Here is a 24,600-nt window from a genome sequence, read left to right on the forward strand (position 1 = left end):
AATGTCGGCTCCCCTGCTCATCACTTTCGATCAGGTCTGGAAAACCTATGGCGAGGGCGAGGCTCGCGTGCACGCGTTGGCCGGCGTCGATCTCGCCATCCGGCGCGGCGAATTCGTCGCCATCATGGGTCCCTCGGGCTCGGGCAAATCGACGGCGATGAACATCATCGGCTGCCTCGATACGCCGACGGCCGGAACCTACTATTTCATGGGCATCGATGCGGGCCGCCTCGACCGCAACCGCCGCGCGCTTTTGCGCAACCTCTATGTCGGCTTCGTCTTCCAGGGCTACAATCTGCTGCCGCGCACCACCGCCGCGGAAAATGTCGAGCTGCCGCTGATCTATCGCGGCGTTGCCGCGCGCGAGCGCCGCGATCTCGCCATGCAGGCGCTGGCCGAGGTCGGGCTGGTCGGGCGCGAGCACCACACGCCGGCCGAGCTTTCCGGCGGCCAGCAACAGCGCGTGGCGATCGCCCGCGCCATCGTCACCAGGCCGACGCTGCTTGTCGCCGACGAACCGACCGGCAACCTCGACACCGCGCGCACGCACGAGATCATGGAGCTGCTGACCAGGCTCAATGCCGAGCTCGGGCTCTCCATCGTCATGGTCACGCATGAGGCCGACGTCGCGAACTATGCCGGCCGCACCGTCCGTTTCCTCGACGGCCATGTCGCCTCCGACACCTTAGCGGAGCAAGCGGCATGATCTGGGAGACCGTCCGCCTCTCGCTTCGCTCGATCCGCCGCAACGTATTGCGCTCGTTCCTGACGCTGCTTGGCATCGTCATCGGCGTCGCCGCCGTCATCGCCATGCTCACCATCGGCTCCGGCACGACTGAGAAGGTCAAGGCCGATATTTCCAAGCTCGGCAGCAACCTGCTCGTCGTCCGCGCCGGCCGGCCGGCGGGACCCGGCGGACCGGGAGGGCTCGACCAGGCGGTGCGGCCGCTGGCGGAAAAGGATGTCGCGGCGCTCGTCGCGCATCTGAGCGGCGCCCGCGCGATTTCGCCGGCCTCGCAAAAGCAGGTCCGCGTCATCTTCGGCACCGAAAGCCTGACTTCGGGCGTGACCGGCACCGACAGCGCCTATCTCGATGCCCGCGACTGGAAGCTGGTGTCAGGCCGCCCGTTCAGCGATTCCGAAACGCGCGCCGGCGCGGGTGTGTGCCTGATCGGCGAAACCGTGCGCCAGCAATTCTTCGGCGCCGGCGATCCGGAGGGCGAGATCATCCGCGTCAACCGCACCTCCTGCAAGATCATCGGCCTGCTTGAGCCCAAGGGCTATACCGGCTTCGGCCAGGACCAGGACAATGTCGTGCTGACGCCGCTGCACGCCTATCAACGGCGCATCGCCGGCAACCGCGACATCGACAACATCTATATCGCCGCCGACGACCGCACCCCGACCACCGAGCTGCAGCCGCACGTAGAGGACATTTTGCGCGACACACGCCGCATCACGCCCGACCGCGATCCCGATTTCGCCATCCGCGACATGACCCAGATCGCCGATGCGATGACCAGCGCCACCACCACCATGACCGGCATGCTGGGCGCCGTTGCCGGCGTCAGCCTGCTGGTCGGCGGCATTGGCATCATGAATATCATGCTGGTCTCGGTCACCGAACGCACGCGCGAGATCGGCATCAGGCTGGCCATCGGGGCGCATGAAAAACACATCCTCATCCAGTTCCTGGTCGAGGCGACGGTGCTGTCGCTCTTTGGCGGTATCATCGGCATCCTGATCGGCCTGTCGCTGGCCGGCCTCGCCTCGATGGCGCTGACGATACCGTTCGCGCCAAGTCCCGCCGTCGTCCTGCTCGCCGTCGGCTTTTCGGCGCTGATCGGCATGGTGTTCGGCTTCTTCCCGGCGCTGCGCGGCGCAAGGCTCGACCCGATCGACGCGCTGAGGCACGAATAGTCAGAAAACAACGTTCCGCGCCTGTGCCCCTGATCTTGCGGTGAGGCGGCGCTGAAAGAGCGGGGGTACTGCTAACGATCGCCGCCGAAATGCCACTCGACCAGCGGCTTCATGTGCGGCATCAGGCCGGCGGGCAGATCGCCGGCGTGGCGGATGATCACCGGCCCTTCGATCTCCGGGTCTGTCTCGGTAGCGACGAAGGCGCTGATACGGCGCGCCAACTCGTCGGCGGACTCCGCGACCCGGTAGCGGCGGAAGATGACCGTACCGCTTGCCGTCGATAGCGCGTGATAGCGCTGTCCGCGTTCAGCCGTCGAAAGGTCGAGGCCGGTCTCCTCCCTCACCTCGCGGATCATATTGAAGTCGACATCGACCAGTCCGTCGCGGAAATCGATCGGCTCGAAGGAGCCGGCGGCGAAATAGACGCGGCCGGCATTGACCGTGTGCGGCCCCATACGGATCGCGACCAGCGCATTGTCGCCGGCGACCAGCACGGCATGCGCGTAGGCGTGCTCGGCGCCGGAATTCTCGCGCCGCTTGCGCCACAGCATGAAGGTCGAATAGTTGACCGCATGGCAGCGGCCGACGAGGCGGCCGTCGCGGTAGGCAAGCTCGGCAAGCAGCACCACGGCGCCGTCGAACAATGCCGGGTTGGCGGCGATCTCCCGCCGCCAGTTCTCGGCGATGGCTGCCGCACTGCTCAGCGCGAAGGGATGCGGGCCGGGATCGAGGCGGACATCGACCGCATCGACCGGAAGGATGACGTTGCGTGGCAGGTCGAAACTCAACAGCGTCACGCCATGTCCAGTGTGATCGCCACCGGGCAATGGTCCGACGCTTTCGGCCTGTCCCAGCCCGCGCGCGGGAAACGTTCGACCTCCTGTCCGGGCGGAAAGATGGTGCGCCAGGGCTGGCCATTGCGGATGATGTCGGGAACGGCGGTGGCGTTCTTCGCGGCCAGCGCCTTCGACAGCAGGATATAGTCGAGCTGGCAAAGGTGCCGCTCCTCCGGGCCGCGCGTGTGGTAGAAGCTCCAGCGGTCCATCTCCGGACGCCGCTCGACAACATTCTCGCAAAAGCCGTCTGCGGTGAGCACATCGATCGAGGACCGGGCTTCGTCTATGACCTCGAAATGGTAGCCGTCGATGGCGTCGCCATCGATCTTCACGCGTTGCCGGTAATCGTTCATGTCGCCGCAGATAGCCCAGCGTTTGTCGGCGGCATGGTCCTTGCCGAAACGCTCCTCGACGATGCGGCGCACCGCTTGCGCTTCCGCGATGCGCAGCGGCATCGACGCCTGGCGGCCATCCAGCCCGTTGCGCGGCGGCCCCATCGATTTGAAATGCACCAGATAGAGCGTCAACGGCACGCCGCCGACCCTCAGGTCGATCTCCAGGCAGTCGCGGCGAAAGACACGCTCATTGGCGAGAAAGCCGAGCGCGGCGAGCTCCGGCGTGAACAGGCCGAACTGTTCGAAGGTGACATAGGCATGGCTGGTCATGCGCACGAAGTCGATCGGCTGCCCTTGCGCGGTCTCGTTGCGCATCATCACCGCGACATCGATGCCGCGCGTATCGTTGCCGGCGGTGGTGTATTTCTGCCGGTAGCCCTGGCCGATCATCTTGAACAGATAGCCATATTCGAAAGCCTTCAGCGCCTCGATGTTGTCGACCTCCTGCATGCAGATGATGTCGGCGCGGGTGGCTGCTATGGCGAGCGCCGTCAGCTGGCGCGTGTCGTCGGACTGGGCGATGGCACGGGCCTGCTCGAGAAACCGGTATTCGGCCTCGCTCTGGATATCGAACAGCGCCAGCGTGCGGTCTTCATTGAGCTGGTTGCGATAGCCCGAGAAATCGAACCTGCTCATCAGGTTCTCGACGTTGAAGGTGGCAAGCCGAAGCGACATGGCCGTGACCTTTGCCCGCAAGCGGGGACGAAAACAAGAGCCAGGCGCGATACTCGTTATGGTTGATGGAACCTTTCCGTTCATCTTCCGTTCAGACGGAAAGTTCCAACAATGGGCCTCTTCCCGGGGTGTGCTGGGCGTGGGGCCTTTGCTCCTTGGAGAGTGAAATGAAACCGCTTTTCTCTTCCCTTCGATCCGGGCTCCTGGCCCTCGGTTTCGTTGCCGGCGTGACGGCACCGTCGGTGGCCGGCCCAATCCTGCAACCCGATCTGTCGACCGCAACCAGCACGGCGGCAACCATCATACCCATCCGCGACAGTTGGGCCGGCGGCAACGACCGGCAGGGGATGTATGACTGGCGCTGGCGGCGCGGTGGCGACTGGCGGGGCCGAGATTTCAGATGGCGCGGCGGCGACTTCCGCTCTCGTCATTTCTCCCGCAACTGGGATGGGGATGGCGACTGGCGCTGGCGGCATCATCGCCATCATCGGCGTTTCGACAATGGTGACGCCGCCCTTCTGGGGCTTGGGCTAGGCCTGGGCCTGGGTAGCCTCGCCTACAACAACTACTACGATCCATATTATTACGACCCCTACCCGCGCTACGTTCAGCCACGGCGCATCTACCGGACCGAGCGGCTTTCCAGGGCCCATGTCCAATGGTGCTACGACCGCTACCGGTCCTATCGGGCCTGGGACAACACGTTCCAGCCCAATTACGGCCCGCGCCGGCAGTGCATCTCGCCCTATATCTGAGCCCTTCGGCAGGAAGGATGAGACGGCGCCCTTCGCGGCGCCGTTTTATTTTGCCGAACCTGTGTCCGCCATCGGCCGATAACCCTAAATTCATCGGCGGCGGCTATTCATCCATGCCGTTGTCCCTCAATATGACGATTCGCGCGAACGGGGTGCGAGACGTGCACGCCATGGCCGAAAACGAACACAGAAACCAACACAGGCAACGCGTGCTCAAAGGCGCGGCGATCCTGACCGGCATCAACAATTCCGAGGTCAGATGCACGGTGCGCAACATGCATGCTAACGGCGCAGAGTTGAAAGTGCCGATCGATGCGCGCGTGCCGGACGAATTCCTTCTCTATGTGCCGATCGACGGCATCGGCTATAGGGCGGTGGTCCGTTGGCGCCGCGAGGACCGCATCGGCGTGGAGTTCACCGGCACCGAGCCCAAGCCGCACTGGCACTACGGCTAGATCCCGGACCCGACCAGCTTGCTTGGCAAAGAAAGGGCCGGCGGATCGCTCCGCCGGCCTATGGAATGCAACGGTGAAATCGACGATCAGTTCTTCGGCTTGTCGACCAGCTTGTTCTCGGCGATCACCCGCGCGACCGCAGGGCGAAGCCCGAGGACGCGCAGGCAAAAAGACGTGGATCGCCTTAGTTCTTCGCCTTGTCGACCAGCTTGTTCTTGGCGATCCACGGCATCATCGCGCGGAGCTTGGAGCCCACCTCTTCGATCTGGTGGCTGTCGTTGCCACGGCGGATGCCCTTGAAGCGCGACAGGCCAGCGCGATATTCCTGCATCCATTCCGAGGTAAACTTGCCGGTCTGGATGTCCTTCAGGATGCGCTTCATCTCGGCCTTGGTCTCGGCGGTGATGATGCGCGGACCCGAGACATATTCGCCCCATTCGGCGGTGTTCGAGATCGAGTAGTTCATGTTAGCGATGCCGCCTTCATAGATCAGGTCGACGATCAGCTTCACCTCGTGCAGGCACTCGAAATAGGCCATTTCCGGCGCGTAGCCGGCTTCCACCAGCGTCTCGAAACCAGCGCGGATCAGCTCGACCAGGCCGCCGCACAGCACCACCTGCTCGCCGAACAGGTCGGTCTCGCATTCCTCGCGGAAATTGGTCTCGATGATGCCCGAACGGCCGCCGCCGACGCCGCAGGCGTAGGAAAGCGCGAGGTCGAGCGCGTTGCCCGAAGCGTCCTGGTTGACGGCCACCAGGCACGGCACGCCGCCGCCCTTCTGGTATTCGCCGCGCACCGTGTGGCCCGGGCCCTTCGGCGCGATCATGACGACGTCGACCGAAGCCTTCGGCTCGATCAGGCCGAAATGCACGTTGAGGCCGTGCGCGAAGGCGATCGCGGCGCCATCGCGGATGTTCGGAGCGATCTCGTTTTTGTAGATGTCGGCCTGCAATTCGTCGGGCGTCGCCATCATCATCAGGTCGGCCCATTTGGCAGCGTCGGCCACGCTCATCACCTTGAGCCCGTCGGCCTCGACCTTCTTGGCGGTCGCCGAGCCGGCCTTCAGGCCGATGGCGATCTCCTTGACGCCAGAATCCTTGAGGTTGAGCGCGTGAGCCCGGCCCTGGCTGCCATAGCCGATGATGGCGACCTTCTTGCCCTTGATGAGGTTCAGATCGGCGTCACGATCGTAATAGACACGCATTGTGGTCTTCCTTCCCGTTTGAAGATCAGAGGGCCTGCGGCCCGGTTTTTGCTCCGAAAAGAGCGAGAAACTGCTGCGTCGCGCGGCGGGCATCGCCACCGATCGTCGCCCCAGTCAATTCCACCCGATCGCCGAGCAGCAGACGAATCTGCACGTCCCGGCCGACCAGGCCGAAAAAGGTCCGGAACGCTGTCTCGGCGTCCTCGAAATCGAGCAGCCCGGCCTGGCGTCCGGCTTCAAGCACAGGCTTCAGGCGCTTCGCCAAGGCAAAGCGGCCGTTCTGCAGCACGACGCCGCCGAGATCGTCCTTGCCCGAGCCGGCATGGCTGATCGCGACACGGTTGAGCGCGATCGAGGTGTCGCTGGAAATTACCTTGAGCCAGTCGGATGCGAAGCGTTCGAGGCTCGCGGTCAGCGAAGCAAGGTCGAGCCCTTCGCGATCGACCGGCGCCACTCGCACTTTGGATGCCTGCCACTGCACTGTCGCCGTCAGCAGCCCGTCGCGGTCGCCGAACCATTTGTAGAGCGTTTCCTTGGAGCAGCTTGCCCGCCGCGCCACCGCGGTCATGGTCAGGTTGTCGCCCTCCTCGACCAGCAGGCGAAGCGCCGCATCCAGAACGGCCTGCTGGCGCTCCGTCAGCGTCTCGCTGTTGTCGATGTCGGCGCCTGCCTGCAGCACGTTCTGTCCTGTTTTTCCGGTCGGTCGGATGCGTACCGTACGTTACGGTTCGGCTTATTGCGCGTTCCGTCTTCCAACGCAAGGGGCCGCGGCGAAAAATGACCGGCGGAAACAGCGAAAAGCTCGGCAGCTAATCGCTTGTCGGTGGATCGCGAAGCCGTCCGAGAAGGCTAGCCAATGTCTTCAGATCCTGGGCTGAAAGCCTGTCGCCCATTTGGTCCGCGATCGAAGCGCCATAGACAGCCCAGATGCGGCGGCGCATGTCCCGACCGCTTGGCGTGATGCGCACGGTCTGGCCCCGGCCGTCATCGGAGACCGGCAGCTTTTCGACCAGGCGATTCGCTTCCAGCCGGGCCAGGAGCCTTGAAACGCCGTACTGTGCCAACAGAACGCGATCGATCAGCTCGAACGGCCGCAGCCCTCCCTCGCCCGCTTCCGCCAGCTCGTGCAGCACGTCATACCAGCCTAGCGGCGGCAGCCCGCTGGCCTTCAGCGCGTCCTCGGTCTTTTCGACCAGTTGGCGCGAGACGCGCATGAGGCGCGCCCAGGCGGTGACGGCTTCGGGCGATGGGGATTTCTTCGTCATCGGCGAAGCCTAGCGGATAGATGCAAATGCATCAAGCTTGACGATCGATGCAAATGCATTCATATAGATGCAAACGCATCGATATGGAGTTCTCCGATGAAACATGAAATCTGCAAGATCGCCGATATCCCACAAACCGGCAGCCTGATCGCGCCGTTCTTCGGCCGCGAGATACATGTCTGGCGCAGCGGCGAGCGCATCCGCGCCGCGGCCAATGTCTGCCTGCATTTCGGCGGGCCGCTGGAATGCAAGGGCGGCTCACTTGTCTGCCAATGGCATGGCGCGAAATTCGACATGGATAACGGCGAGCGTGTCGAAGGGCCGGCGCCGAAGGGTTCCCGCCTGATGTTCCTGTCGACCCGCGTCGAAGATGGCGCGCTGAACTATGTCTGGGGGGAATGAGATGACCGTCAGGCTCACCCTCGTCAGCCATCACCTCTGCCCCTACGTCCAGCGCGCCGCGATCTCGCTTGCCGAGAAAGGCGTGCCGTTCGAACGGGTCGATGTCGACCTTGCCAACAAGCCGGACTGGTTCAAGGCGGTCTCGCCGCTCGGCAAGGTGCCGCTGCTGCGCGTCCGGCATGGCGACGCGCAGGAAGTCATTTTCGAATCCGCCGTCATCCTCGAATTTCTCGAGGAGACGGAGGCCAATCCGTTGCACCCTGCCGATCCGCTGCTGCGGGCCAGGCATCGCGCCTGGATCGAATTCGGCTCGGCGATCCTCAATGCCATCGGCCGCTTCTATTCCGCTGCCGATGAAGCCGCTTTCCTCCGTGAAAGCAGAGGCTTGTCCGGGATGTTCGCGCGTGTGGAAGCAGAACTCGCAGCAAGGCAAAGCGGTCCGTGGTTCGCCGGGGATCGTTTCTCGCTGGTCGACGCCGTCTACGGACCGGTCTTCCGCTATTTCGACACGTTCGACCGCATCGGCGACTTCGGCATTCTGGACGGCAAGCCGCTCGTCCAAGCCTGGCGCGAGGCGTTGAGCGAACGGAAATCGGTGAAGGAAGCCGTCAGCCCGGACTATCCGTGGCGGCTGCACGCCTTCCTGCGGGCAAAGGGGTCTTACCTGTCCGAGATCATCCGGCTGCAGCCCATTGCAACTCCGCAAGCCCGATCCGCCTGAACGGGTCAATCACGGTTCCGGCGACCATCGCGGCAAGGAATTGCGGCCCTGGCGGAACTCTCGCCAGCGCCGCGACCACACGGTCGCGGACAAAGGGCAAGGCCGCGGAGTCCGATTGGTAGAACGGCGTCAGCGACAGCGATAGCGCCTGGAAGACGCGCACATGCCAACGGCGCGCACTTACATAGGTCGCCAGCGCTTCATCTATGCCGTTCGCGTGCGCCAGCGTATGGCTGAGCGCCGCGGCGTCAAGCAGCGCCATGTTCGCGCCTTGCCCGAGCTGCGGGCTGGTCGAATGCGCGGCATCGCCGATGACGGCAAGCCGCCGGCTGGCGGGCAGCGTCATCGTGTGGTGGCCATAGCGGGCGAGCGAGAGCTGCTCGAAACTGTCGATCTGGCTAGTGAAAGCCTCGCACTCTGGCCACACAGAGACCACCCTCGCTTTCCAGGCATCGAGTCCCTTCGCCTTTATCTGTTCGGCATCGGCCGGCTTGAGGCTCCAGAAGAAGGCCGCCATCTCTTGCGCGCCGGGCTCCGGCCGGCCGATCGGCAGCACGCCGACCATGACGCTCGCCTTGTCATAGCGCTGCAGCAGCGCGCTTCTGTCAAAGCCGTCCCGCCAGCCAAGCGACGCCCAGAATGCGCCATAGGCGAGCGGCCGTGGCATGGCGTTATCGCCGAGATATGACCGCAGTTTCGAGCGCGCGCCGCTGGCATCGACAATGAGGTCGAACGGTCCTAGCCGCCTGCCGTTGCCGCAGACCAGCGTCGCGCGCTCGCCGACTTCCAGCGTTTCGACCTCGACATCGGTTTCGATGGCAATCGCTTCGCGCAAGGCGGCACGGTAGAGCACGCCGAACAGCGCCGCCCGATGCACGGCGAGGCCGAAGCGGCGGCCGCGCCGCGCGTCATAGCGGACTTCGAGCACCGTGCGCCCGCTGCCGGCGTCAGTGCCGTGCAGCCGCTCGATGCGGCTGCCAAGTGAAAGGATCTCATCGAGCAGGCTGAGATCGGCGAGCACTGTCAGCCCGGTCGGCTGCAGGATGAGGCCGGAACCGACCGGCTTCGGCGCGTCGAAACGCTCGAAAATGGTGACGTTGTGCCCTGCCCGCTTGAGGTAAAGCGCTGCCGCCAGCCCGGCCGGACCAGCGCCGGCAATCGCGATCTCGTAAGACTTGCCCATCGTCCCCCAACCCGACCCTGCGGGGACAATCCCGCTTGGAACGCGCCGGATCAATCGGGCGCTTTGACGCTTGTGTCGAGAGATCAGCCCTGGGCGGTGTCGAAGGCGGCGCGCGCGTCGCGCACCGCGTCATGATTGAGTTCGGCCCATTGAACGAGCTGTTGCAGAGGCAGGAACATCGAACGCCCAAGATCGGTCAGGCTGTACTCGACGCTCGGCGGCTTGGTCGGGAACACCTCGCGGTGCACGTAGCCGTCCCGCTGCAGATCATGGAGCGTCTGCGTCAGCATGCGCTGCGAGATGTCGGGAACCAGCCGGCGCAGCTCGCCAAAGCGATAGGGCTTCTCGGCCAGTGCCATCACCAGCAGCGAGCTCCATTTGCCGCTGATGCCCTGGATCACGTCGCGGACCGGACAATCGGCGAAATTGGCGCCGTTCGTCATGGCCTTGTAGACCTCGAGCTTGGCTTTCAGATTGAAGATCTTGCTGTCCATCGCGACATCCGCTGATCGAAACTGAAGCATGTCTCCCGAAAGTGGGAACCGGTTTCGGGATAAAGACATGCGTAAAATCAAACCTAAAGCGCATGGAGCGAATCTGAAAGATCGCGACGCGCTTTAGGCCGGCCGGGGCGGTTCCCTGGCAGTGCCTACCTCCCGAAAAACTGCCTTCTTTACGGCCTGCAGTCAATTCCTATTTTAGCGCTGGTCTCTTTTTGAGACCACAAGTCAGACCCGCCATTGGCATTTTCAAGGGATAACCCGATGACCGAAACCCTTCTCGTAACCGGTGCTTCCGGCCATCTTGGCCGCGCCGTCATCAATCATCTGCTTGGCGAACGGAAAGTCGCGCCAGCCAATATCATCGCCACCACACGCAACCCGGAAAATCTCGCCGATCTGGCTGCGCGGGGCGTCGCTGTGAGAGTTGCCGACTTCGACGATAAGGCTTCGCTGGAAGCAGCGTTCACGGGCGCCGACCGGGTGCTTGTCATCTCGACCGGCGAGCTCGACCTGAAAAGCGACCGGCGCCTGAAGCAGCACCAGGCAGCGGTGGCCGCCGCCAAGGCGGCCAAGGTCTCGCACCTGCTCTACACCTCGATGCCCAATCCGGAGCCCGGCTCGCCGGTGCTGTTTGCTGGCGACCATTACGGCACCGAAGAGGCGATCAAGGCGAGCGGCATCCCCTACACCATCTTCCGCAACGGCTGGTATCAGGAGAACCTGTTCAGGTCGCTGCCGCATGCCATTTCGTCGGGCAAGTGGTACAGCTCGGCCGCCGACGGCCGCATCGCTCACGGCGCGCGCGACGATATGGCGGCCGCCATCGCCGCCGGCCTCGCATCCAGCTCCAAGGAAAGCCACATCTACACGCTGACCGGCCCGCAGGCCTATACCACGAATGAAATCGCGGCGCTCGTAAGCGAGGTGACCGGCAAGCCGCTGGAGGTCATCCAGTTGCCGGACGAGGCGCTGACCGAAGGGGTGAAAGCGGCGGGCGTTCCCGAGGACTTCGCCCGCATCATCGTCTCCTTCGATGCCAACACCCGCGCCGGCCGCATAGGCGAGGTGACCGATGCGGTCGAGAAGCTCTCAGGCCGCAAGCCGCGGACGCTGAAACAGTTCCTCGAAGCGAACAAGGCCGCATTGCTCGGCTGAAGTCTGGCGCGCCTGGGAGGTCGTCCCCCCGGCGCGCTTCACTTCGATTTCTTAGGCATCCGAGCCGGATCAGGCTCTCAGCGGTCGCGACAAGCGCGCCTTTCCGAGATGCGGTGTCCAGCCGCGGCAAGGCATGGCCCAGCCTCTCAGATCGCGACCTGCGTGCCAATCTCCACCACGCGTCCGGTGGGAATCTGGAAATACTCCGTCGCGTCCGATGCCGTCTTCGCCAGGCCGATGAACAGCCGGTCCTGCCAGATCGGCATGCCGGAATTGGGCGAGGCTTTCAGCGAACGGCGCGACAGGAAGAACGACGTCGTCATGATGTCGAACTTCCAGCCCTGCTTGCGGCAGATGGCCAAGGCGCGCGGAATGTTCGGCTGCTCCATGTAGCCGAAGGTCAGCGTCACGCGCATGAAAAGCTCGTTGACCGTCTCCAGCTTGACGCGCTCGCTGTCGGGCACCACAGGCTGCGGCGCCGTCACCACCGACAGGATGACGTTCTTTTCGTGCAGCACCTTGTAGTGCTTCAGGCTGTGCATCAGCGCCGTGGGGGCGCTCAGCGGGTCGCTGGTCAGGAACACGGCGGTGCCCGAGACGAGCTGCGGCTTCTTCTTCAACAGGTTTCCCGCCAGGAAATCGAGCGGGATCTCGTTGCGCCGCGTCTTGTCGAAGAGGTAGCGGCTGCCGCGCACCCAGGTCCACATGCCCAGGATGATGGCGAAGGCGACCGCGAGAGAGGCCCAGCCCCCCTCGAACACCTTGACGATGTTGGAGGCGAAGAAGCCTATGTCGATCAGGGCGAACACCGCCGTCAGGCCGATCGCCGGCCAGATATTCCACTTCCAGATGCGTGTCATGACGATGAACAGCAGCGTCGTCGTCACCAGCATGTTGCCTGTGACGGAAATGCCATAGGCCGAGGCGAGCCTGCTGGATTCGCCGAAGCCAACCACCAACAGCATCACCACCAGCGCCAGGAGCATGTTGACGCGCGGCATATAAACCTGGCCGGACTGCTTCTCCGACGTATGCAGGATTTCGAGTCGCGGCAGCATGTTGAGCTGCACCGCCTGTCTGGTCAGCGAATAGGCGCCGGAGATGACGGCCTGGCTGGCAATCACGGTCGCTGCGGTCGCAAGGACCACCATGGGGATGAGTGCCCAGCCCTCATTCATCTCGAAAAAAGGGTGGCCGACCGTGCCCCCCTTGGCAAGCACATAGGCGCCCTGCCCGGCATAGTTCAAAAGCAGACAGGGAAACACGATCGCAAGCCAGGCCAGCACGATCGGCTTGCGGCCGAAATGGCCGAGGTCGGCATAGAGCGCCTCGGCGCCGGTGACGGCCAGGAAGACGGCGCCGACCGTGACGAAGGACACGTCGGGCGAATTGATGAAGAAGGCCACGATGTAGTGCGGGCTTATGGCCCACAGGATTTCCGGGTCCGAGATGATGTGCTTCAGCCCGGAAACACCGATGGCAAGGAACCATATGGCGGTGACCGGCCCGAACACCAGGCCCACACCGCCCGTGCCGAAACGCTGCACCGCAAACACGGCTGCGAGAATGAGCAATGTCAGCGGCACCACATAGGGCTGGAAGGCGGGTGTGACGACGTTCATGCCCTCGACCGCCGACAGCACCGAGATGGCTGGCGTGATGACGGCATCGCCGAAGAACAGCGACGCGCCGACGATGCCGATGCCGAGCACGATCGCCGAGCGTGTCGGAAAAGTGCCGCGCGCCAGCGCCATTAGCGACAGCACGCCGCCCTCGCCGCGGTTGTCGGCGCGCAGCACGAACATGATGTACTTCACCGTGACCGTGATGGTGAGCGACCAGATAATCAGCGACAGCACGCCGAGAATGTCGGCGCGGTTGGCCACGTCGCCGCCCGACGAGGCGTGCAGCGCCTCGCGGAAGGCGTAGATCGGGCTCGTGCCGATATCGCCATAGACGACGCCGAGCGCCCCCAGCATCAACACCTTGGCGCTGTGCTGTTCGATCTCTGGATGGCTCGATTGGTCGACGGGTTCTGCCTCAGCACCATTGGCAAGGGCCATGGACCACACTCCGATAAAACGCGCGGTGCTCTACGCTTGCTGCAGTGCAATATCAAGTGCCCTAGCGTGAGGGCTCCCATGCCGCCGACGCACGGCTTCACTGTGCACGGAGCGCGCCTGCATCGTCATCCGATAGAAACGGCCTCGTCAGATAGCGACCTGCGTGCCGATCTCGACCACGCGTCCGGTGGGAATCTGGAAATACTCCGTCGCATCCGCTGCCGTCCGCGCAAGGCCGATGAACAGCCGGTCCTGCCAGACCGGCATGCCGGAATTGGGCGAGGCCTTAAGCGAACGCCGCGACAGGAAGAAGGACGTCGTCATGATGTCGAACTTCCAGCCCTGCTTGCGGCAGATGGCCAGCGCACGCGGAATGTTCGGCTGCTCCATGTAGCCGAAGGTCAGCGTCACGCGCATGAAAAGCTCGTTGACCGTCTCCAGCTTGACGCGCTCGCTGTCGGGCACCACAGGCTGCGGCGCCGTCACCACCGACAGGATGACGTTCTTTTCGTGCAGCACCTTGTAGTGCTTGAGACTGTGCATCAGCGCCGTCGGCGCGCTCAGCGGATCGCTGGTCAGGAACACGGCGGTGCCCGAGACGAGCTGCGGCTTCTTCTTCAGGAGATTTGCCGCCAGGAAATCGAGCGGGATCTCGTTGCGTCGCGTCTTATCGAACAGGTAGCGCGTTCCGCGGATCCAGGTCCACATGATCAGGCCCATGAGGCAGGCGACGGTGATCGACACCCAGCCCCCTTCGACGATCTTGACGACATTGGCCGAGAAGAAGCCGAGATCGATGACGCCGAACAGCAATGCCAGCGCCAGTGCGGCCGCAACCTGCCATCTCCAGAGCCAGCGCATGACGACGAACAAAAGGATCGTCGTCATCAGCATCTCGCCGGTCACCGAAATGCCGTAGGCCGAGGCGAGCGCGCTCGAGCTGCCGAAACCGACGACCAGAAGCATGACGCCGAGCGCGACCAGGAGGTTCACCCTCGGCATATAGATCTGGCCGCTCTGCATCTCGGAAGTATGCTGCACCTCGATACGGGGCAGAAGGTTGAGCTGCACCGCCTGCCTTGTCAGCGAGAAGGCGCCGGAAATGACGGCCTGGCTGGCGATGACGGTGGCCGCGGTCGCCAGGCCCACCATCGGCATCAGCGCCCATTCGGGCAGCATCTGGAAGAACGGGTTGGTGGGCTTGCCGCCATGCGAAAGCACGAAGGCGCCCTGCCCGAAATAATTCAGGAGCAGGCAAGGGAAGACGATTGCGAACCAGGCCATCACGATCGGCTTGCGGCCGAAATGGCCGAGGTCGACATAGAGCGCCTCGGCGCCGGTGACGGCCAGGAACACGGCACCCACGGTGACGAAGGCGCCCGTCGGCGTGGTGGCGAGATAATAGATCGCGTAATATGGATTGATCGCCAGGAAGACGGATGGGTCGTCGACGATATGATAGACCCCAGCCGCTCCGATGGCCACGAACCATGTCGCCGTCACCGGTCCGAACACCGCCGCCACCTTGCCCGTGCCGAAGCGTTGTACGGCGAAAAGCACGGCCAGGATGACCAGCGTGATCGGGACCACGTAGGCATCGAGCGCCGGGGTGACGACTTTCAGGCCCTCAACCGCCGAAAGCACCGAGATCGCCGGCGTGATGATTGAATCGCCGAAGAACAATGCCGCGCCGCAAAGGCCGATAACCAGGATGAAACGCGAGCCCGGGGGATAGGCGCTGCGCGCCAGCGACATCAGCGACAGCGTGCCGCCTTCGCCTTTGTTGTCGGCCCTGAGCACGAAGGCGACATATTTGATCGTGACGATGATGGTGAGCGCCCAGACGATCAGCGACAGCACGCCGAGCACGTCATGGCGGGCGACCGAGCTTGACGAGGCATGCAGCGCCTCGCGGAAGGCGTAGATCGGGCTCGTGCCGATATCGCCGTAGACGACGCCCAGCGCGCCAAGCATGAGAACCTTGGTGCTGTGCTGCCGCTCGGTTTCGGCATGGCCCGAGCGTTCGAGGGATTCCGTCTCGCTGGCGTTGGCTAGCACCATGAACCCCATTTCATCAGATTCGCCACGCTTCGAGGTCGCCGCAACGCGCGGGACGCACCGAAACTGCCGGAGTTACGCAAGGCGCCCTACCATCCGCAGGCCTTCAAGAACCGCCCGACAGTGCCGGCCATGCCATACTCCAGCGCATCCGCTGTCAACCCATGTCCGATCGATACTTCGGCTAATGCCGGAATGCGTTTGGCCAGCGGCGGCAGGTTCTTGACGGTCAGATCGTGGCCGGCATTGACACCGAGCCCGGCCGCGAACGCCGCATCAGCGGTTTTTCCCAACCTTTCCAGTTCTTTCGCCGCCTTTGCGGAATCAGAATGGTAACCTCCATATGGCCCGGTATAGAGCTCGATGCGGTCGGCGCCGGTGTCGCGAGCCGCACTGACCGCGTCCGGATCCGCGTCGGAAAACAAAGACACGCGAAACCCGCCCTTCTTCAACCGCTTGACGATCGGAGTGAGGAACGCCGCCTGGGCGACGAAGTTCCAGCCATGGTCAGAAGTCGCCTGCGCAGGGTCGTCCGGCACCAGCGTCACTTGCTCGGGCTGGTTCTTTTCGACAAGCGCCAGGAAATCCTCGGTCGGATAGCCCTCGATGTTGAACTCCGCGCCCGGAAACTCATCATCGATCAGCGCCCTGATCTCCGGCAGGTCGGAATACCTGGTGTGCCGCTCGTCAGGGCGCGGATGCACCGTCAGCCCATGCGCGCCGGCGGCAAGCGCTATGCGGCCAAGTCCGGTCACGCTCGGCCATGGCAGGTCGCGACGGTTGCGCAGCATGGCGACGGCGTTGAGATTGACCGAAAGCTTGGCGGGCATGAGCTGGGGTCCAGTGGATCGGCGCGCATCTATAGCGCCTTTGACGGGAACAGATAGAGGGTTTCGCGTGTTCCAGGGGATAGATGGAGGCTAAGATAAGGATTTGCCAGTGAATTTCCTCGAAGCCGTGCCGGCGATCCGCCGCATCGAGACCAATCGCGATGCGCTTTTCGCCATCGACGTCGTCGGCGATGTCTCGCCGGCCGACGCGGAAAACCTGTTCGGCCTGCTGGAGGCCGCCTACGCGCTGCATCCCAGGATCGACGTGCTGGTCAGGTTGACCGACGAGGAAAGCGTCGACTGGGCCAATATCAAGCAAGACACGCTCAAGCAGGGCGTGGCCGACGCGATGCAACATGTCGTGCGCTGCGCGGCCATCGGCGAGCCGAGTTGGGCCCCCCTCGTCGCCGGCCTTTTCCCCAAGACGCTGCCTTTCGAATTCAGGCGCTTTGGCGTCGACGACGAGGAAGCCGCCTGGCAATGGCTTGGCGCAAGACCAACGGACTAGGGTTGTTGAGATTCAGGTCAGGCCGAGCCGGAGTCGAAGACGGGCGCGAAGCGACCAAACTGGATGGTTTCCGGGAACCGGCCTACGCCGGCCGTAGCCTTCATAGAGCGGAGACGCTTATGAGAGCTTCGGCCGGCGAAGGCCGGAGCGGAGCGTGCTTGACGTATGTGAGCACCGGAAGCGCAGGAAGCCGCCATTTGCAGGCCGGCCTCACCTGAATCCCAACAACCCTAGCGCACGACCGTCAGCCGCTCGGCGGCGCGGGTGATGGCGGTGTAGAGCCAGCGCTGCCTGGTTTCCTTGAACGCCCAGCTCTCGTCGAACAGCACCACGTCGTTCCACTGCGAGCCCTGCGCCTTGTGCACGGTCAGCGCATAGCCGTAATCGAAGTCGTCGAAGCGCTTCTTCTGCTGCCAGGGGATTTCGGCATCCGGATCCTCGAATGCCGCCTTGAGCAGCTTGATCTTGGCGACGCCGCGGTCGGGGTCGTCCTCTTCCGGCGAGACCAAAAGGTTGATGCCGGGCTTCACCGTCTCGCGCGACGAGGTCATCACCTTCCACAGCGAACCGTTGAGCAGCCCCTTGGCCGGGTCGTTGCGCAGGCAGACCAGCTTGTCGCCGGCTTGCGGGAAGTCGGCGTTGAACCCCTTCAGCTCGCGCAGCCTTTGATTGTAGCGCCGGCGCGTGCGGTTGGTGCCGACCAGCACCTGATCGGCCTTGAGAACCAGCTCCTGGTTGACTGCTTCCCTGCCGATCACCTGGGCCGTGCCATAGTCGCCATGCATGAATTCGCGGCCCTCGCGCACGTCGAGCGCCAGCCGGATGATCGGATTGTCGCGCGCCTGGCGATGGATCTCGGTCAACAGAACGTCCGGCTCATGCTCGGTGAAGAAGCCGCCGCCCGAGATCGGCGGCAGCTGCGCCGGGTCGCCGAGCACCAGGATCGGCGTGCCGAAACTCTGCAGGTCGCGACCGAGCTGCTCGTCGACCATCGAGCATTCGTCGATGACGACAAGCTTGGCGCGCGAAATCGGGCTTTGCCGGTTGAGCGAGAAGGTCGGCGACATCGAGGTCTTGCCGGTCACCTCGTCCTCGACCGATTCCTCGCCTTTCGGCCTGTAGATCAACGAATGGATGGTGCGGGCGTTGGTCGCCCCCTTCGAGCGCAGCACCTGCGCCGCCTTGCCGGTGAAGGCGGCGAACTGCACCTGGCCGTCGACATGCTCGGCGAAATAGCGCGCCAGCGTCGTCTTGCCGGTGCCGGCATAGCCGAACAGCCGAAAGACCTGCGGCCGGCCCTCCTTGAGCCAGCGCCCGACCGCTTTCAGAGCCTCATCCTGCTGGGGAGAAAATTCCATCAGTGCGACAGACCGGATTCGCAGGCGAAAGACAAGATTGGCCGCTGTATCGACCGTGGTCGGCTGCTAGCGCTAGCCTCGACAACTCAGGCTACCAGCCACCAATCGGAACGTAAAGAGAACAAACGACTTATCGGCCTGCGCCCGGATCGTTCTCCAGCAGGATCGGCTTGCCGTGTGGCGTCGCATGCGCGGCGCGTTCCCAGGCGGCAGCGAGTTCATCGACCTCGCCCTTGCGGGCGACACCCTTCCTGGACAAAAGCTTCTCCAGCGCCGTCAGCCAGTGCTCGTAGTAATCGTGCCCGTCGCTCGCCGCGCCAGGCTGTTTCACCTCGGCTGACAGGGCCTCCGCCCATTCGCCCCACGAGAACAGGCCCTTGTCGTGCAGCGCAACCGTCAGGGCGAAAGCTTCCGCCTGCCACGGCTCGGCAAAGACCGGCTCGTCGAAACCGGCCGGCAACGCACCTTCATGCCGGCTCAAGATAGCTCTCCCAGGCGTCGATCGAGACGCTGAGCGTCGGATCGGCGCCCTCGCCCCAGATCTCGGCCCCGTCGAACACCACGGTGTAGACCCATTGCGGGTTCTCGCCCTTGCCATGCGCATTGCTGTCGGGGAAGACGAAGCCGTCGCGCACCGCCTCGATCCTGCCGTTCTTGCCGCGCGCATAACGCGGCAGGCGCGTATGGCCGGTCGGGTTGAAATTCTTCGTCCGCACGCGATCGCCCGCGCGGAAACGCGCCGGCGTAGCGACCGGCCGGTTGCAAGGCCCGCCCTTGGCGAGCACTGCGGGTACATCCGCCGCCTTCAGCACTCTTTTCGGCACCGTGGCCGCATCCACGGCCTTGCCGGCGGCAAGGTCGCGCTCGGTGATGAACCCGTGGCGTTTCAGGAGCGTTTCCAGCGCCTTGATCCAGATCTGGTAGTAGCTCGATGAGTAATAGTCGGCGGGATGCAGCGATTCCCGCGCATGCCGGCTCTCGTCGATATTCCAGGCCCCCATGCCGCCGGCGGTGAGCGTCACGCCCAGCGCCCGCCGCTCCCACGCCGCGTGGAAATAGGGCTCGTCCTTCTCGGGCGCGACCGGCCCGAAACCCATTTGACCGCCGAGATCCTGCGGCCCGTTCATGCCGGTTCCCCTTCCGGCTCTTTGGCAAGCGCGGTGCCGATCATCGCATCGCGGCTGACCAGTCCGGCGAGCTGCTCTTCGCTCCAGCCCTCGGTCCCCTTGGGACGCATCGGCACCACCAGGTAGCGAAGCTCTGCCGTCGAATCCCAGACGCGGATTTTCTTCTCCGCCGGCAGTATCAATCCGAACTCCTCCAGCACGCCTCGCGGATCGATGACCGCCCGAGAGCGGTAAGGCGGTGCCTTGTACCAGACCGGCGGCAGGCCGAGCACCGACCACGGATAGCAGGAGCAGAGCGTGCAAACGACGAGGTTGTGCGTCTCCTCGGTGTTGAACACGGCCTGCATGTGCTCGCCCTGCCGGCCGGTGTAGCCCAGCGACGCGATCGCCGCGGTCGCGTCGCGCTTGAGCCATTCGGCATAGTCAGGATCGTTCCAGGCCTTCGCCACCACCCGCGCGCCGTTGCGCGGGCCGATCTTCGTCTCATAGGTGTCGACGATGACGTCGATGGCCGCAGGGTCGATCAGGCCCTTTTGGGTCAGGATCGTCTCCAGCGCGCGCACGCGCGCCGCGAACGGATCGAGCTCGTTGTCGTGGTCATGATCATGGGACATGGTCACAGACTAGGATCGGCTGCGGCCGGCTGCAAGCGCCACGGCTTGGGCCAGTCGGAGCGATCTACTCGGCTGCCGTCTTCTGCGGCTCGGGTTCGCCGTCGAACAGCGAGGCTTGCTCGCCGCTTTCCACCACATGCAGCGCCGGCCGGCTCTTCTTCGACGAGAAGCTGAGCAGCCAGCCCGAGAAATTCTCGAAATAGACGTAGATCACCGGCGTGACGAACAGCGTCAGCGCCTGCGAGGCGAGCAGGCCGCCGACCACGGCAACGCCGAGCGGCTGGCGCAATTCGGCGCTGGCGCCGGTGCCGAGCGCGATCGGGAACGTGCCCATCAACGCCGCAAGCGTCGTCATCATGATCGGCCGGAAGCGCATCAGGCAGGCTTTGTGGATGGAATCCCTCGCCGACATGCCCTGCCGCCTGAGCTCCAGCGCGACGTCGACCATCATGATGCCGTTCTTCTTGACGATGCCGATCAGCATCAGGATGCCGATCACCGCGATCACCGACAGATCCATGCCGGCGAAGCGCAGCGCCACCACGGCGCCCAGCACCGCCGACGGCAGGCCGGTGAGGATGGTGAGCGGGTGGATGAAGCTCTCATAGAGCATGCCGAGCACGATATAGATCGTCAGGATCGCGCCGCCGATCAGCAGCCCCTGGTTGGCCAGCGAATCCTGGAAGGTCTTGGCCGTGCCGGCAAAGCTCGTCGAGATCTCCTTCGGCATGCCGATCTGGTCTTTGAGCTGGTCGATGCGGGCCACCGTGTCGCCGAGCGATACGCCTTGCGGCAGGTTGTAGGAGATCGTCACCGCCGGAAGCTGACCGAGCTGATTGATCGTCAGCGCGCCGGCCGTGCGGTCGACATGGGCGAAGGCGCCGAGAGGCACCAGGCTGCCGCTCGCCGTCCGCATCTGGATGGCGAGCATCCGCTCGGGCGACCATTCGATCTTGGGATCAAGCTCGGTGATGACCTCATAGCTGTCGGCCGAACCGAAGATCGTCGAAACCTGGTCGGTGCCGAAGCCGCCATAGAGGGCGGAACGCAGCGTGTCGGTGTCGATGCCGAGTTGGGCGGCCTTGTCGCGGTCGATTACCAGCGAGGCCTGCAATGCGTTGTTTTGCAGGTCGCTGGTGACGTCGGTGAATTTCGTATGGTCCGCGGCCATCGCGTCGTTCAGCTTCTGCGCCCAGATGTCGGTCTGGCCGGTGTCGAGCCCCTGCACCACGAGCTGATAGGCGCTGGCCGACGACCGCGAGCCGAGCCGCAGGTTCTGCACGGGCTGCATATAGGTCTCGATGCCCGCCACGCCGGCCAGCTGGCGTCTGAGATCCGAAAGCACCTTCTCGATGTTGGGCCGCTGATCCTTGCCCTTGAGCTGGACGAAGAGCTGGCCCTGGTTGAGCGCGTTGTTGCCGCTGCCCGCCGACCAAGCCACATGGTCGACATAGGGCGACTTCGAAAACACGCTGGCCACCTGCCCTTGCAGCTTCGCCATGGCGTCGAACGAGATGTCCTGGCGCGCGATCGTGGTCACCGATATCTGGCCGATATCCTCCTGCGGAAAGAAGCCCTTCGGGGAGACCTGGATCACCCACACCGACGCCGCGGCGGTCGCGATGAAGACGAGGAACACCAGGAAAGTGTTTCGCAGGCAGAAGCCCAAGATCCGGTCATAGCCGCGCGTGATGAGGTCCGGCTTATGACCGGGGGCGTGCTTTTCGCGATCGGCCTTGGTCACCGACAACAGACGCGAGCAGAGCATCGGCGTCAGCGTCAGCGACACGAACATCGAGGCCAGGATGGCGACGGTCACCACGACGGCGAATTCGTTGAAGATGCGGCCGATGACCCCGCCCATCAGAAGCACCGGAATGAACACCGCCACCAGCGAGATCGAGATCGAGATGATGGTAAAGCCGATTTCGCGCGCCCCCTTCAACGAAGCGTCGAAGGCGGACAGCCCGTCCTCTTCCATATGGCGGAAGATGTTTTCCAGCATGACGATGGCGTCGTCGACGACAAGACCGACGGCCAAAGTCAATCCCATCAGCGAGATGTTGTCGATCGAGAAGCCGAACAGGAACATAGCGCCAAGCGTGGCGATCAGCGAGATCGGCACCGCCACCGCCGGGATGATCGTCGCCGTCACCCGGCGCAGGAATACGAAGATCACCAGCACCACCAGCGCGATGGTCAAGAGCAGCGTGAACTGGACGTCGTCGACGGCCTGGCGGATCGATGTCGAGCGGTCATTGAGCAGCTTGATCTGGGCGGCGCCTGGCATCTGGTCCTGGAAGGACGGCAGCATCGCCTTGACCTTGTCGACGACGTCGACGGTATTGGCGTCGGGCTGGCGCTGCACGGCCATGATGATCGCGCGCGTGCCGTCATACCAGCTCGCCGTCGTCGTAGTCTGCACGGAATCGACGACGCGCGTCACGTCGCCCAGCCGCACCGGGCGGCCGTTCTTGGTGGCGATGATGAGGTTGGAGAAGCCTGCGGCGTCGGTAAGCTGCGTGTTGGCGGTAATCGTCAGCTGCTGCTTGTTGTTCTGCAGCACGCCGAGCGGAGTGTTGCTGTTGGCCGAGGTGATGGCGGCCTGCAGCTGATCGATCGAGATGCCGCGCGCGGCCAGCGCGGTCGGATCGATCTGGATGCGCACGGCGTATTTCTGCTGGCCGAAGATCGAGACCTGGGCCACGCCGTCTATGGTCGACAGCGACGGTGACATGACGTTTTCCGCGAAGGCGTCGAGGTCGGTCAGCGGGACCGTGTCGCTGACCAGCGACATCAGGAGGATCGGCGCGTCGGCCGGATTGACCTTGCGATAGCTTGGCGGCGAGGTCATTTCCGGCGGCAGCGATCTTTGCGTTCGCGCGATCGCCGCCTGGACGTCCGCGGCCGCGGCATCGATGTCGCGGTTGAGCACGAACTGGATGGCGATCGAGGTCTGGCCAAGCGAATTGGTGGTCGAGATCGAATCGATGCCGGCGATCGTCGCGAATTGCTTGATCAGCGGCGTCGCCACCGATGTCGCCATCGTCTCCGGCGACGCGCCGGGCAGGCTGGCCGAAACGTTGACCACCGGAAATTCGGCGCTGGGCAGCGCCGCCACCGGCAGGAACTTGTAGGCAAAAATACCGCCCAGAATGAGGGCGAACGACATCAGAAGGGTGGCGACAGGCTTGCGGATGCAGAATTCGGAGATCATTGGCTCGCCCCGCCGGCCTTGTCGGCCTCCGCGACCTTGGGCGATGCCTGTTCACCGGATCCCGCGGCGGCTTTGCCTTCATGCACCGCCGCGCCGTTTTTCAACCGTGTCTGGCCTTCGACGACGACCTTCTCGCCGCTCTTGAGCCCATCGCTGATGGCGCTGTTTTGGCCTTCCGTCAGCGCCACCTGCACCGGCCGCATCTCGACGGTGTTGTCCGGCTTGACGACATAGACGAACGGCCCCTTCTGGCTGGGCTGCACTGCGACCGTCGGAACGGAGGTCATCTGCGGCATCATGCCGGCCTCGAGCACGACGTTCACATACTGCCCAGGCCACAGCGAAAGATCCGGATTCGGTATGCTCGCCCGCGTGGCGATGGTGCCGGAGGCCGTATCGACGCTGGAATCGACGAAATCGAGTGTGCCCTTGCCGATCGGCGTGGGATCGCCGGTCTTGGTCAGCGTCACGTCGCCTTGCTGTGGATCGGAGAGCGCCTTGTGCAACAGGGCAAGGTTGCTCTCGGGCAGCGTGAAGTTCACCTGCAGCGGATCCATCTGCGTGATGGTGACCAGCGGCGTCGAGCTGCTCGAGTTGCCGTTGCTGGTGGTGACGAGATCGCCGACCGACACGTTGATCGCGCCGAGCCGGCCCGAGATCGGCGCCGTAATCGTTGCATAGCTCAATTGCACGGTGTCGGCATCGATGGTCGCCTTGTCGGCGTCGATGGTGGCGGCAGCGGCCTTCTGCGCCGCCAGCGCCTGATCGTAGGTCTGCTGCGTGCCGGCCTGCTTGGCCACGAGGTCCTTGGCGCGCTGCAGATCGGCCTGGGCGCTTACCAGCATCGCCTGGTCCTTGGCGAGCTGCGCCTGATCCTTGGCGAGCTGCGCCTTCAGCGCGCGGTCATCGAGCGAAATGAGCAGATCACCGGCCTTGACCATCTGCCCGTCCTTGACCGCGATCGAGACGATCTGGCTGGAAACACGGGCATTGATATTGACCACCTCCGGTGACGAGACGAAGCCGATGGCATAGCGGCGGATCGGAAAATCGGCTGTCGTCGCGGTGGCGGAGACGATCGAGGCCGAACGCGGACCACCGCCTTTCGCATTGTCGCTTTTCGCATTGTCCGGGGCACCGGCCGCTTTATCGCCGCTCGCCGTCTTGTCCGTGGCGGCCACGCTGGCCTGCTTGCCCGAAATCAGCTGCTGGACCTTGGCCGACGTCGTGGGCGAAAGATAGAGCCCGGCGCCCGCCAGACCGGCGACCGCAACAACTGCAAAGGCGATTTTTCCGCGCATCGACAAATAAGCCTTCTACCCGACACGCCGATCCCGGTGGTCCATTCTAGCTCGC

General features: G+C 64.0%; 24 protein-coding genes. 8 read left to right on the forward strand and 16 right to left on the reverse strand.

Annotated elements, in window-relative coordinates; translation table 11 throughout:
- The first annotated feature begins 1 nt into the window (after position 1).
- Positions 2–706, forward strand: a complete 705-nt coding sequence (locus LB538_RS02590; RefSeq protein WP_224522783.1) for an ABC transporter ATP-binding protein — start codon at positions 2–4, stop codon at positions 704–706.
- Positions 703–1,920 (forward strand): ABC transporter permease, encoded by a 1,218-nt coding sequence (locus tag LB538_RS02595; RefSeq protein ID WP_224522784.1) that lies wholly within the window; start codon positions 703–705, stop codon positions 1,918–1,920. Before LB538_RS02590 ends, LB538_RS02595 begins: the two co-directional genes overlap by 4 nt.
- 71 nt (positions 1,921–1,991) lie before the next feature.
- Here the strand turns inward: LB538_RS02595 and LB538_RS02600 are convergent, their stop codons facing one another.
- Positions 1,992–2,708: a hypothetical protein gene (locus tag LB538_RS02600; protein ID WP_224522893.1), complete on the reverse strand. Its 717-nt coding sequence runs from the start codon at positions 2,706–2,708 to the stop codon at positions 1,992–1,994.
- A 5-nt stretch (positions 2,709–2,713) separates the two neighbouring features.
- Positions 2,714–3,826: an endonuclease/exonuclease/phosphatase family protein gene (locus LB538_RS02605; RefSeq protein WP_224522785.1), complete on the reverse strand. Its 1,113-nt coding sequence runs from the start codon at positions 3,824–3,826 to the stop codon at positions 2,714–2,716.
- A gap of 167 nt (positions 3,827–3,993) precedes the next feature.
- Between LB538_RS02605 and LB538_RS02610 the strand changes: the two genes are divergently transcribed.
- Together LB538_RS02610 and LB538_RS02615 are read left to right on the forward strand one after the other, a co-directional pair.
- The gene (locus tag LB538_RS02610) at positions 3,994–4,581 is read left to right on the forward strand and encodes a BA14K family protein (protein ID WP_224522786.1); all 588 of its coding nucleotides are present in this window, start codon (positions 3,994–3,996) and stop codon (positions 4,579–4,581) included.
- 170 nt (positions 4,582–4,751) lie between these two features.
- Positions 4,752–5,036: a PilZ domain-containing protein gene (locus tag LB538_RS02615; RefSeq protein ID WP_095764807.1), complete on the forward strand. Its 285-nt coding sequence runs from the start codon at positions 4,752–4,754 to the stop codon at positions 5,034–5,036.
- Positions 5,037–5,220: 184 nt separating this feature from the next.
- Here LB538_RS02615 and ilvC read toward each other — a convergent pair whose 3' ends face one another.
- The 3 genes from ilvC to LB538_RS02630 form a co-directional block, all read right to left on the reverse strand.
- Positions 5,221–6,240 (reverse strand): ketol-acid reductoisomerase, encoded by a 1,020-nt coding sequence (ilvC, locus tag LB538_RS02620; protein ID WP_224522787.1) that lies wholly within the window; start codon positions 6,238–6,240, stop codon positions 5,221–5,223.
- 25 nt (positions 6,241–6,265) lie between these two features.
- Positions 6,266–6,916 (reverse strand): TetR/AcrR family transcriptional regulator, encoded by a 651-nt coding sequence (locus LB538_RS02625; protein ID WP_263482313.1) that lies wholly within the window; start codon positions 6,914–6,916, stop codon positions 6,266–6,268.
- 133 nt (positions 6,917–7,049) lie between these two features.
- The gene (locus tag LB538_RS02630; RefSeq protein WP_224522789.1) at positions 7,050–7,505 is read right to left on the reverse strand and encodes a MarR family winged helix-turn-helix transcriptional regulator; all 456 of its coding nucleotides are present in this window, start codon (positions 7,503–7,505) and stop codon (positions 7,050–7,052) included.
- 96 nt (positions 7,506–7,601) lie between these two features.
- On the opposite strand from LB538_RS02630, the gene LB538_RS02635 reads away from it, so the two are divergent.
- Together LB538_RS02635 and LB538_RS02640 are read left to right on the forward strand one after the other, a co-directional pair.
- The gene (locus LB538_RS02635; protein WP_224522790.1) at positions 7,602–7,907 is read left to right on the forward strand and encodes a Rieske (2Fe-2S) protein; all 306 of its coding nucleotides are present in this window, start codon (positions 7,602–7,604) and stop codon (positions 7,905–7,907) included.
- A 1-nt stretch (position 7,908) separates the two neighbouring features.
- Complete coding sequence (locus LB538_RS02640) at positions 7,909–8,628, forward strand: glutathione S-transferase family protein (protein ID WP_224522791.1); 720 nt, start codon at positions 7,909–7,911, stop codon at positions 8,626–8,628.
- Here LB538_RS02640 and LB538_RS02645 read toward each other — a convergent pair.
- Positions 8,582–9,811: an FAD-dependent oxidoreductase gene (locus LB538_RS02645; RefSeq protein ID WP_224522792.1), complete on the reverse strand. Its 1,230-nt coding sequence runs from the start codon at positions 9,809–9,811 to the stop codon at positions 8,582–8,584. The genes LB538_RS02640 and LB538_RS02645 overlap by 47 nt on opposite strands.
- An 83-nt stretch (positions 9,812–9,894) precedes the next feature.
- Positions 9,895–10,305, reverse strand: a complete 411-nt coding sequence (locus LB538_RS02650; protein WP_095764800.1) for a winged helix-turn-helix transcriptional regulator — start codon at positions 10,303–10,305, stop codon at positions 9,895–9,897.
- Between the two features lie 270 nt (positions 10,306–10,575).
- On the opposite strand from LB538_RS02650, the gene LB538_RS02655 reads away from it, so the two are divergent.
- Positions 10,576–11,469, forward strand: coding sequence for an SDR family oxidoreductase (locus tag LB538_RS02655; protein ID WP_224522793.1), 894 nt, complete (start codon positions 10,576–10,578; stop codon positions 11,467–11,469).
- A 146-nt stretch (positions 11,470–11,615) separates the two neighbouring features.
- Here LB538_RS02655 and LB538_RS02660 read toward each other — a convergent pair whose 3' ends face one another.
- The 3 genes from LB538_RS02660 to LB538_RS02670 form a co-directional block, all read right to left on the reverse strand.
- Positions 11,616–13,532, reverse strand: a complete 1,917-nt coding sequence (locus LB538_RS02660; RefSeq protein WP_140839874.1) for a potassium transporter Kup — start codon at positions 13,530–13,532, stop codon at positions 11,616–11,618.
- A gap of 147 nt (positions 13,533–13,679) precedes the next feature.
- Positions 13,680–15,593 carry a potassium transporter Kup gene (locus LB538_RS02665; RefSeq protein WP_224522794.1) on the reverse strand — a complete coding sequence of 638 codons (1,914 nt, stop codon included), beginning with the start codon at positions 15,591–15,593 and terminating at the stop codon, positions 13,680–13,682.
- An 86-nt stretch (positions 15,594–15,679) separates the two neighbouring features.
- Entirely contained in the window at positions 15,680–16,420 is a 741-nt protein-coding gene (locus LB538_RS02670; protein ID WP_224522795.1) for a pyridoxine 5'-phosphate synthase, read from the reverse strand.
- 109 nt (positions 16,421–16,529) lie between these two features.
- Between LB538_RS02670 and LB538_RS02675 the strand changes: the two genes are divergently transcribed.
- Complete coding sequence (locus LB538_RS02675) at positions 16,530–16,928, forward strand: STAS/SEC14 domain-containing protein (protein WP_140626916.1); 399 nt, start codon at positions 16,530–16,532, stop codon at positions 16,926–16,928.
- 230 nt (positions 16,929–17,158) lie between these two features.
- Here the strand turns inward: LB538_RS02675 and LB538_RS02680 are convergent, their stop codons facing one another.
- The 6 genes from LB538_RS02680 to LB538_RS02705 form a co-directional block, all read right to left on the reverse strand.
- Positions 17,159–18,286: an ATP-dependent RecD-like DNA helicase gene (locus LB538_RS02680; RefSeq protein WP_095764795.1), complete on the reverse strand. Its 1,128-nt coding sequence runs from the start codon at positions 18,284–18,286 to the stop codon at positions 17,159–17,161.
- 130 nt (positions 18,287–18,416) lie between these two features.
- On the reverse strand, positions 18,417–18,767 hold the full coding sequence (locus LB538_RS02685; RefSeq protein ID WP_224522796.1) for a nitrile hydratase accessory protein: 351 nt from the start codon (positions 18,765–18,767) through the stop codon (positions 18,417–18,419).
- Positions 18,754–19,413: a nitrile hydratase subunit beta gene (gene nthB, locus LB538_RS02690; RefSeq protein ID WP_224522797.1), complete on the reverse strand. Its 660-nt coding sequence runs from the start codon at positions 19,411–19,413 to the stop codon at positions 18,754–18,756. The genes LB538_RS02685 and nthB overlap by 14 nt, the downstream gene beginning before the upstream one ends.
- Positions 19,410–20,027: a nitrile hydratase subunit alpha gene (gene nthA, locus LB538_RS02695; RefSeq protein ID WP_224522798.1), complete on the reverse strand. Its 618-nt coding sequence runs from the start codon at positions 20,025–20,027 to the stop codon at positions 19,410–19,412. Before nthA ends, nthB begins: the two co-directional genes overlap by 4 nt.
- Before the next feature lie 64 nt (positions 20,028–20,091).
- On the reverse strand, positions 20,092–23,244 hold the full coding sequence (locus tag LB538_RS02700; RefSeq protein ID WP_224522799.1) for an efflux RND transporter permease subunit: 3,153 nt from the start codon (positions 23,242–23,244) through the stop codon (positions 20,092–20,094).
- Positions 23,241–24,545, reverse strand: a complete 1,305-nt coding sequence (locus tag LB538_RS02705; RefSeq protein ID WP_224522800.1) for an efflux RND transporter periplasmic adaptor subunit — start codon at positions 24,543–24,545, stop codon at positions 23,241–23,243. The genes LB538_RS02700 and LB538_RS02705 overlap by 4 nt, the downstream gene beginning before the upstream one ends.
- Positions 24,546–24,600: the final 55 nt, after the last annotated feature.

The organism is Mesorhizobium sp. Ca11 (assembly GCF_020165275.1).
Taxonomy (GTDB): Bacteria; Pseudomonadota; Alphaproteobacteria; order Rhizobiales; family Rhizobiaceae; genus Mesorhizobium.

Excerpts from the sequence above, each read along its gene's own strand:
- LB538_RS02590 (WP_224522783.1), top strand. The coding sequence starts at position 2 with ATGTCGGCTCCCCTGCTCATCACTTTCGATCAGGTCTGGAAAACCTAT.
- LB538_RS02595 (WP_224522784.1), top strand. The coding sequence starts at position 703 with ATGATCTGGGAGACCGTCCGCCTCTCGCTTCGCTCGATCCGCCGCAAC.
- LB538_RS02605 (WP_224522785.1), bottom strand. The coding sequence starts at position 3,826 with ATGTCGCTTCGGCTTGCCACCTTCAACGTCGAGAACCTGATGAGCAGG.
- LB538_RS02610 (WP_224522786.1), top strand. The coding sequence starts at position 3,994 with ATGAAACCGCTTTTCTCTTCCCTTCGATCCGGGCTCCTGGCCCTCGGT.
- LB538_RS02615 (WP_095764807.1), top strand. The coding sequence starts at position 4,752 with ATGGCCGAAAACGAACACAGAAACCAACACAGGCAACGCGTGCTCAAA.
- ilvC (WP_224522787.1), bottom strand. The coding sequence starts at position 6,240 with ATGCGTGTCTATTACGATCGTGACGCCGATCTGAACCTCATCAAGGGC.
- LB538_RS02630 (WP_224522789.1), bottom strand. The coding sequence starts at position 7,505 with ATGACGAAGAAATCCCCATCGCCCGAAGCCGTCACCGCCTGGGCGCGC.
- LB538_RS02635 (WP_224522790.1), top strand. The coding sequence starts at position 7,602 with ATGAAACATGAAATCTGCAAGATCGCCGATATCCCACAAACCGGCAGC.
- LB538_RS02640 (WP_224522791.1), top strand. The coding sequence starts at position 7,909 with ATGACCGTCAGGCTCACCCTCGTCAGCCATCACCTCTGCCCCTACGTC.
- LB538_RS02645 (WP_224522792.1), bottom strand. The coding sequence starts at position 9,811 with ATGGGCAAGTCTTACGAGATCGCGATTGCCGGCGCTGGTCCGGCCGGG.
- LB538_RS02650 (WP_095764800.1), bottom strand. The coding sequence starts at position 10,305 with ATGGACAGCAAGATCTTCAATCTGAAAGCCAAGCTCGAGGTCTACAAG.
- LB538_RS02655 (WP_224522793.1), top strand. The coding sequence starts at position 10,576 with ATGACCGAAACCCTTCTCGTAACCGGTGCTTCCGGCCATCTTGGCCGC.
- LB538_RS02660 (WP_140839874.1), bottom strand. The coding sequence starts at position 13,532 with ATGGCCCTTGCCAATGGTGCTGAGGCAGAACCCGTCGACCAATCGAGC.
- LB538_RS02665 (WP_224522794.1), bottom strand. The coding sequence starts at position 15,593 with ATGGTGCTAGCCAACGCCAGCGAGACGGAATCCCTCGAACGCTCGGGC.
- LB538_RS02670 (WP_224522795.1), bottom strand. The coding sequence starts at position 16,420 with ATGCCCGCCAAGCTTTCGGTCAATCTCAACGCCGTCGCCATGCTGCGC.
- LB538_RS02680 (WP_095764795.1), bottom strand. The coding sequence starts at position 18,286 with ATGGAATTTTCTCCCCAGCAGGATGAGGCTCTGAAAGCGGTCGGGCGC.
- nthB (WP_224522797.1), bottom strand. The coding sequence starts at position 19,413 with ATGAACGGGCCGCAGGATCTCGGCGGTCAAATGGGTTTCGGGCCGGTC.
- nthA (WP_224522798.1), bottom strand. The coding sequence starts at position 20,027 with ATGTCCCATGATCATGACCACGACAACGAGCTCGATCCGTTCGCGGCG.
- LB538_RS02700 (WP_224522799.1), bottom strand. The coding sequence starts at position 23,244 with ATGATCTCCGAATTCTGCATCCGCAAGCCTGTCGCCACCCTTCTGATG.
- LB538_RS02705 (WP_224522800.1), bottom strand. The coding sequence starts at position 24,545 with ATGCGCGGAAAAATCGCCTTTGCAGTTGTTGCGGTCGCCGGTCTGGCG.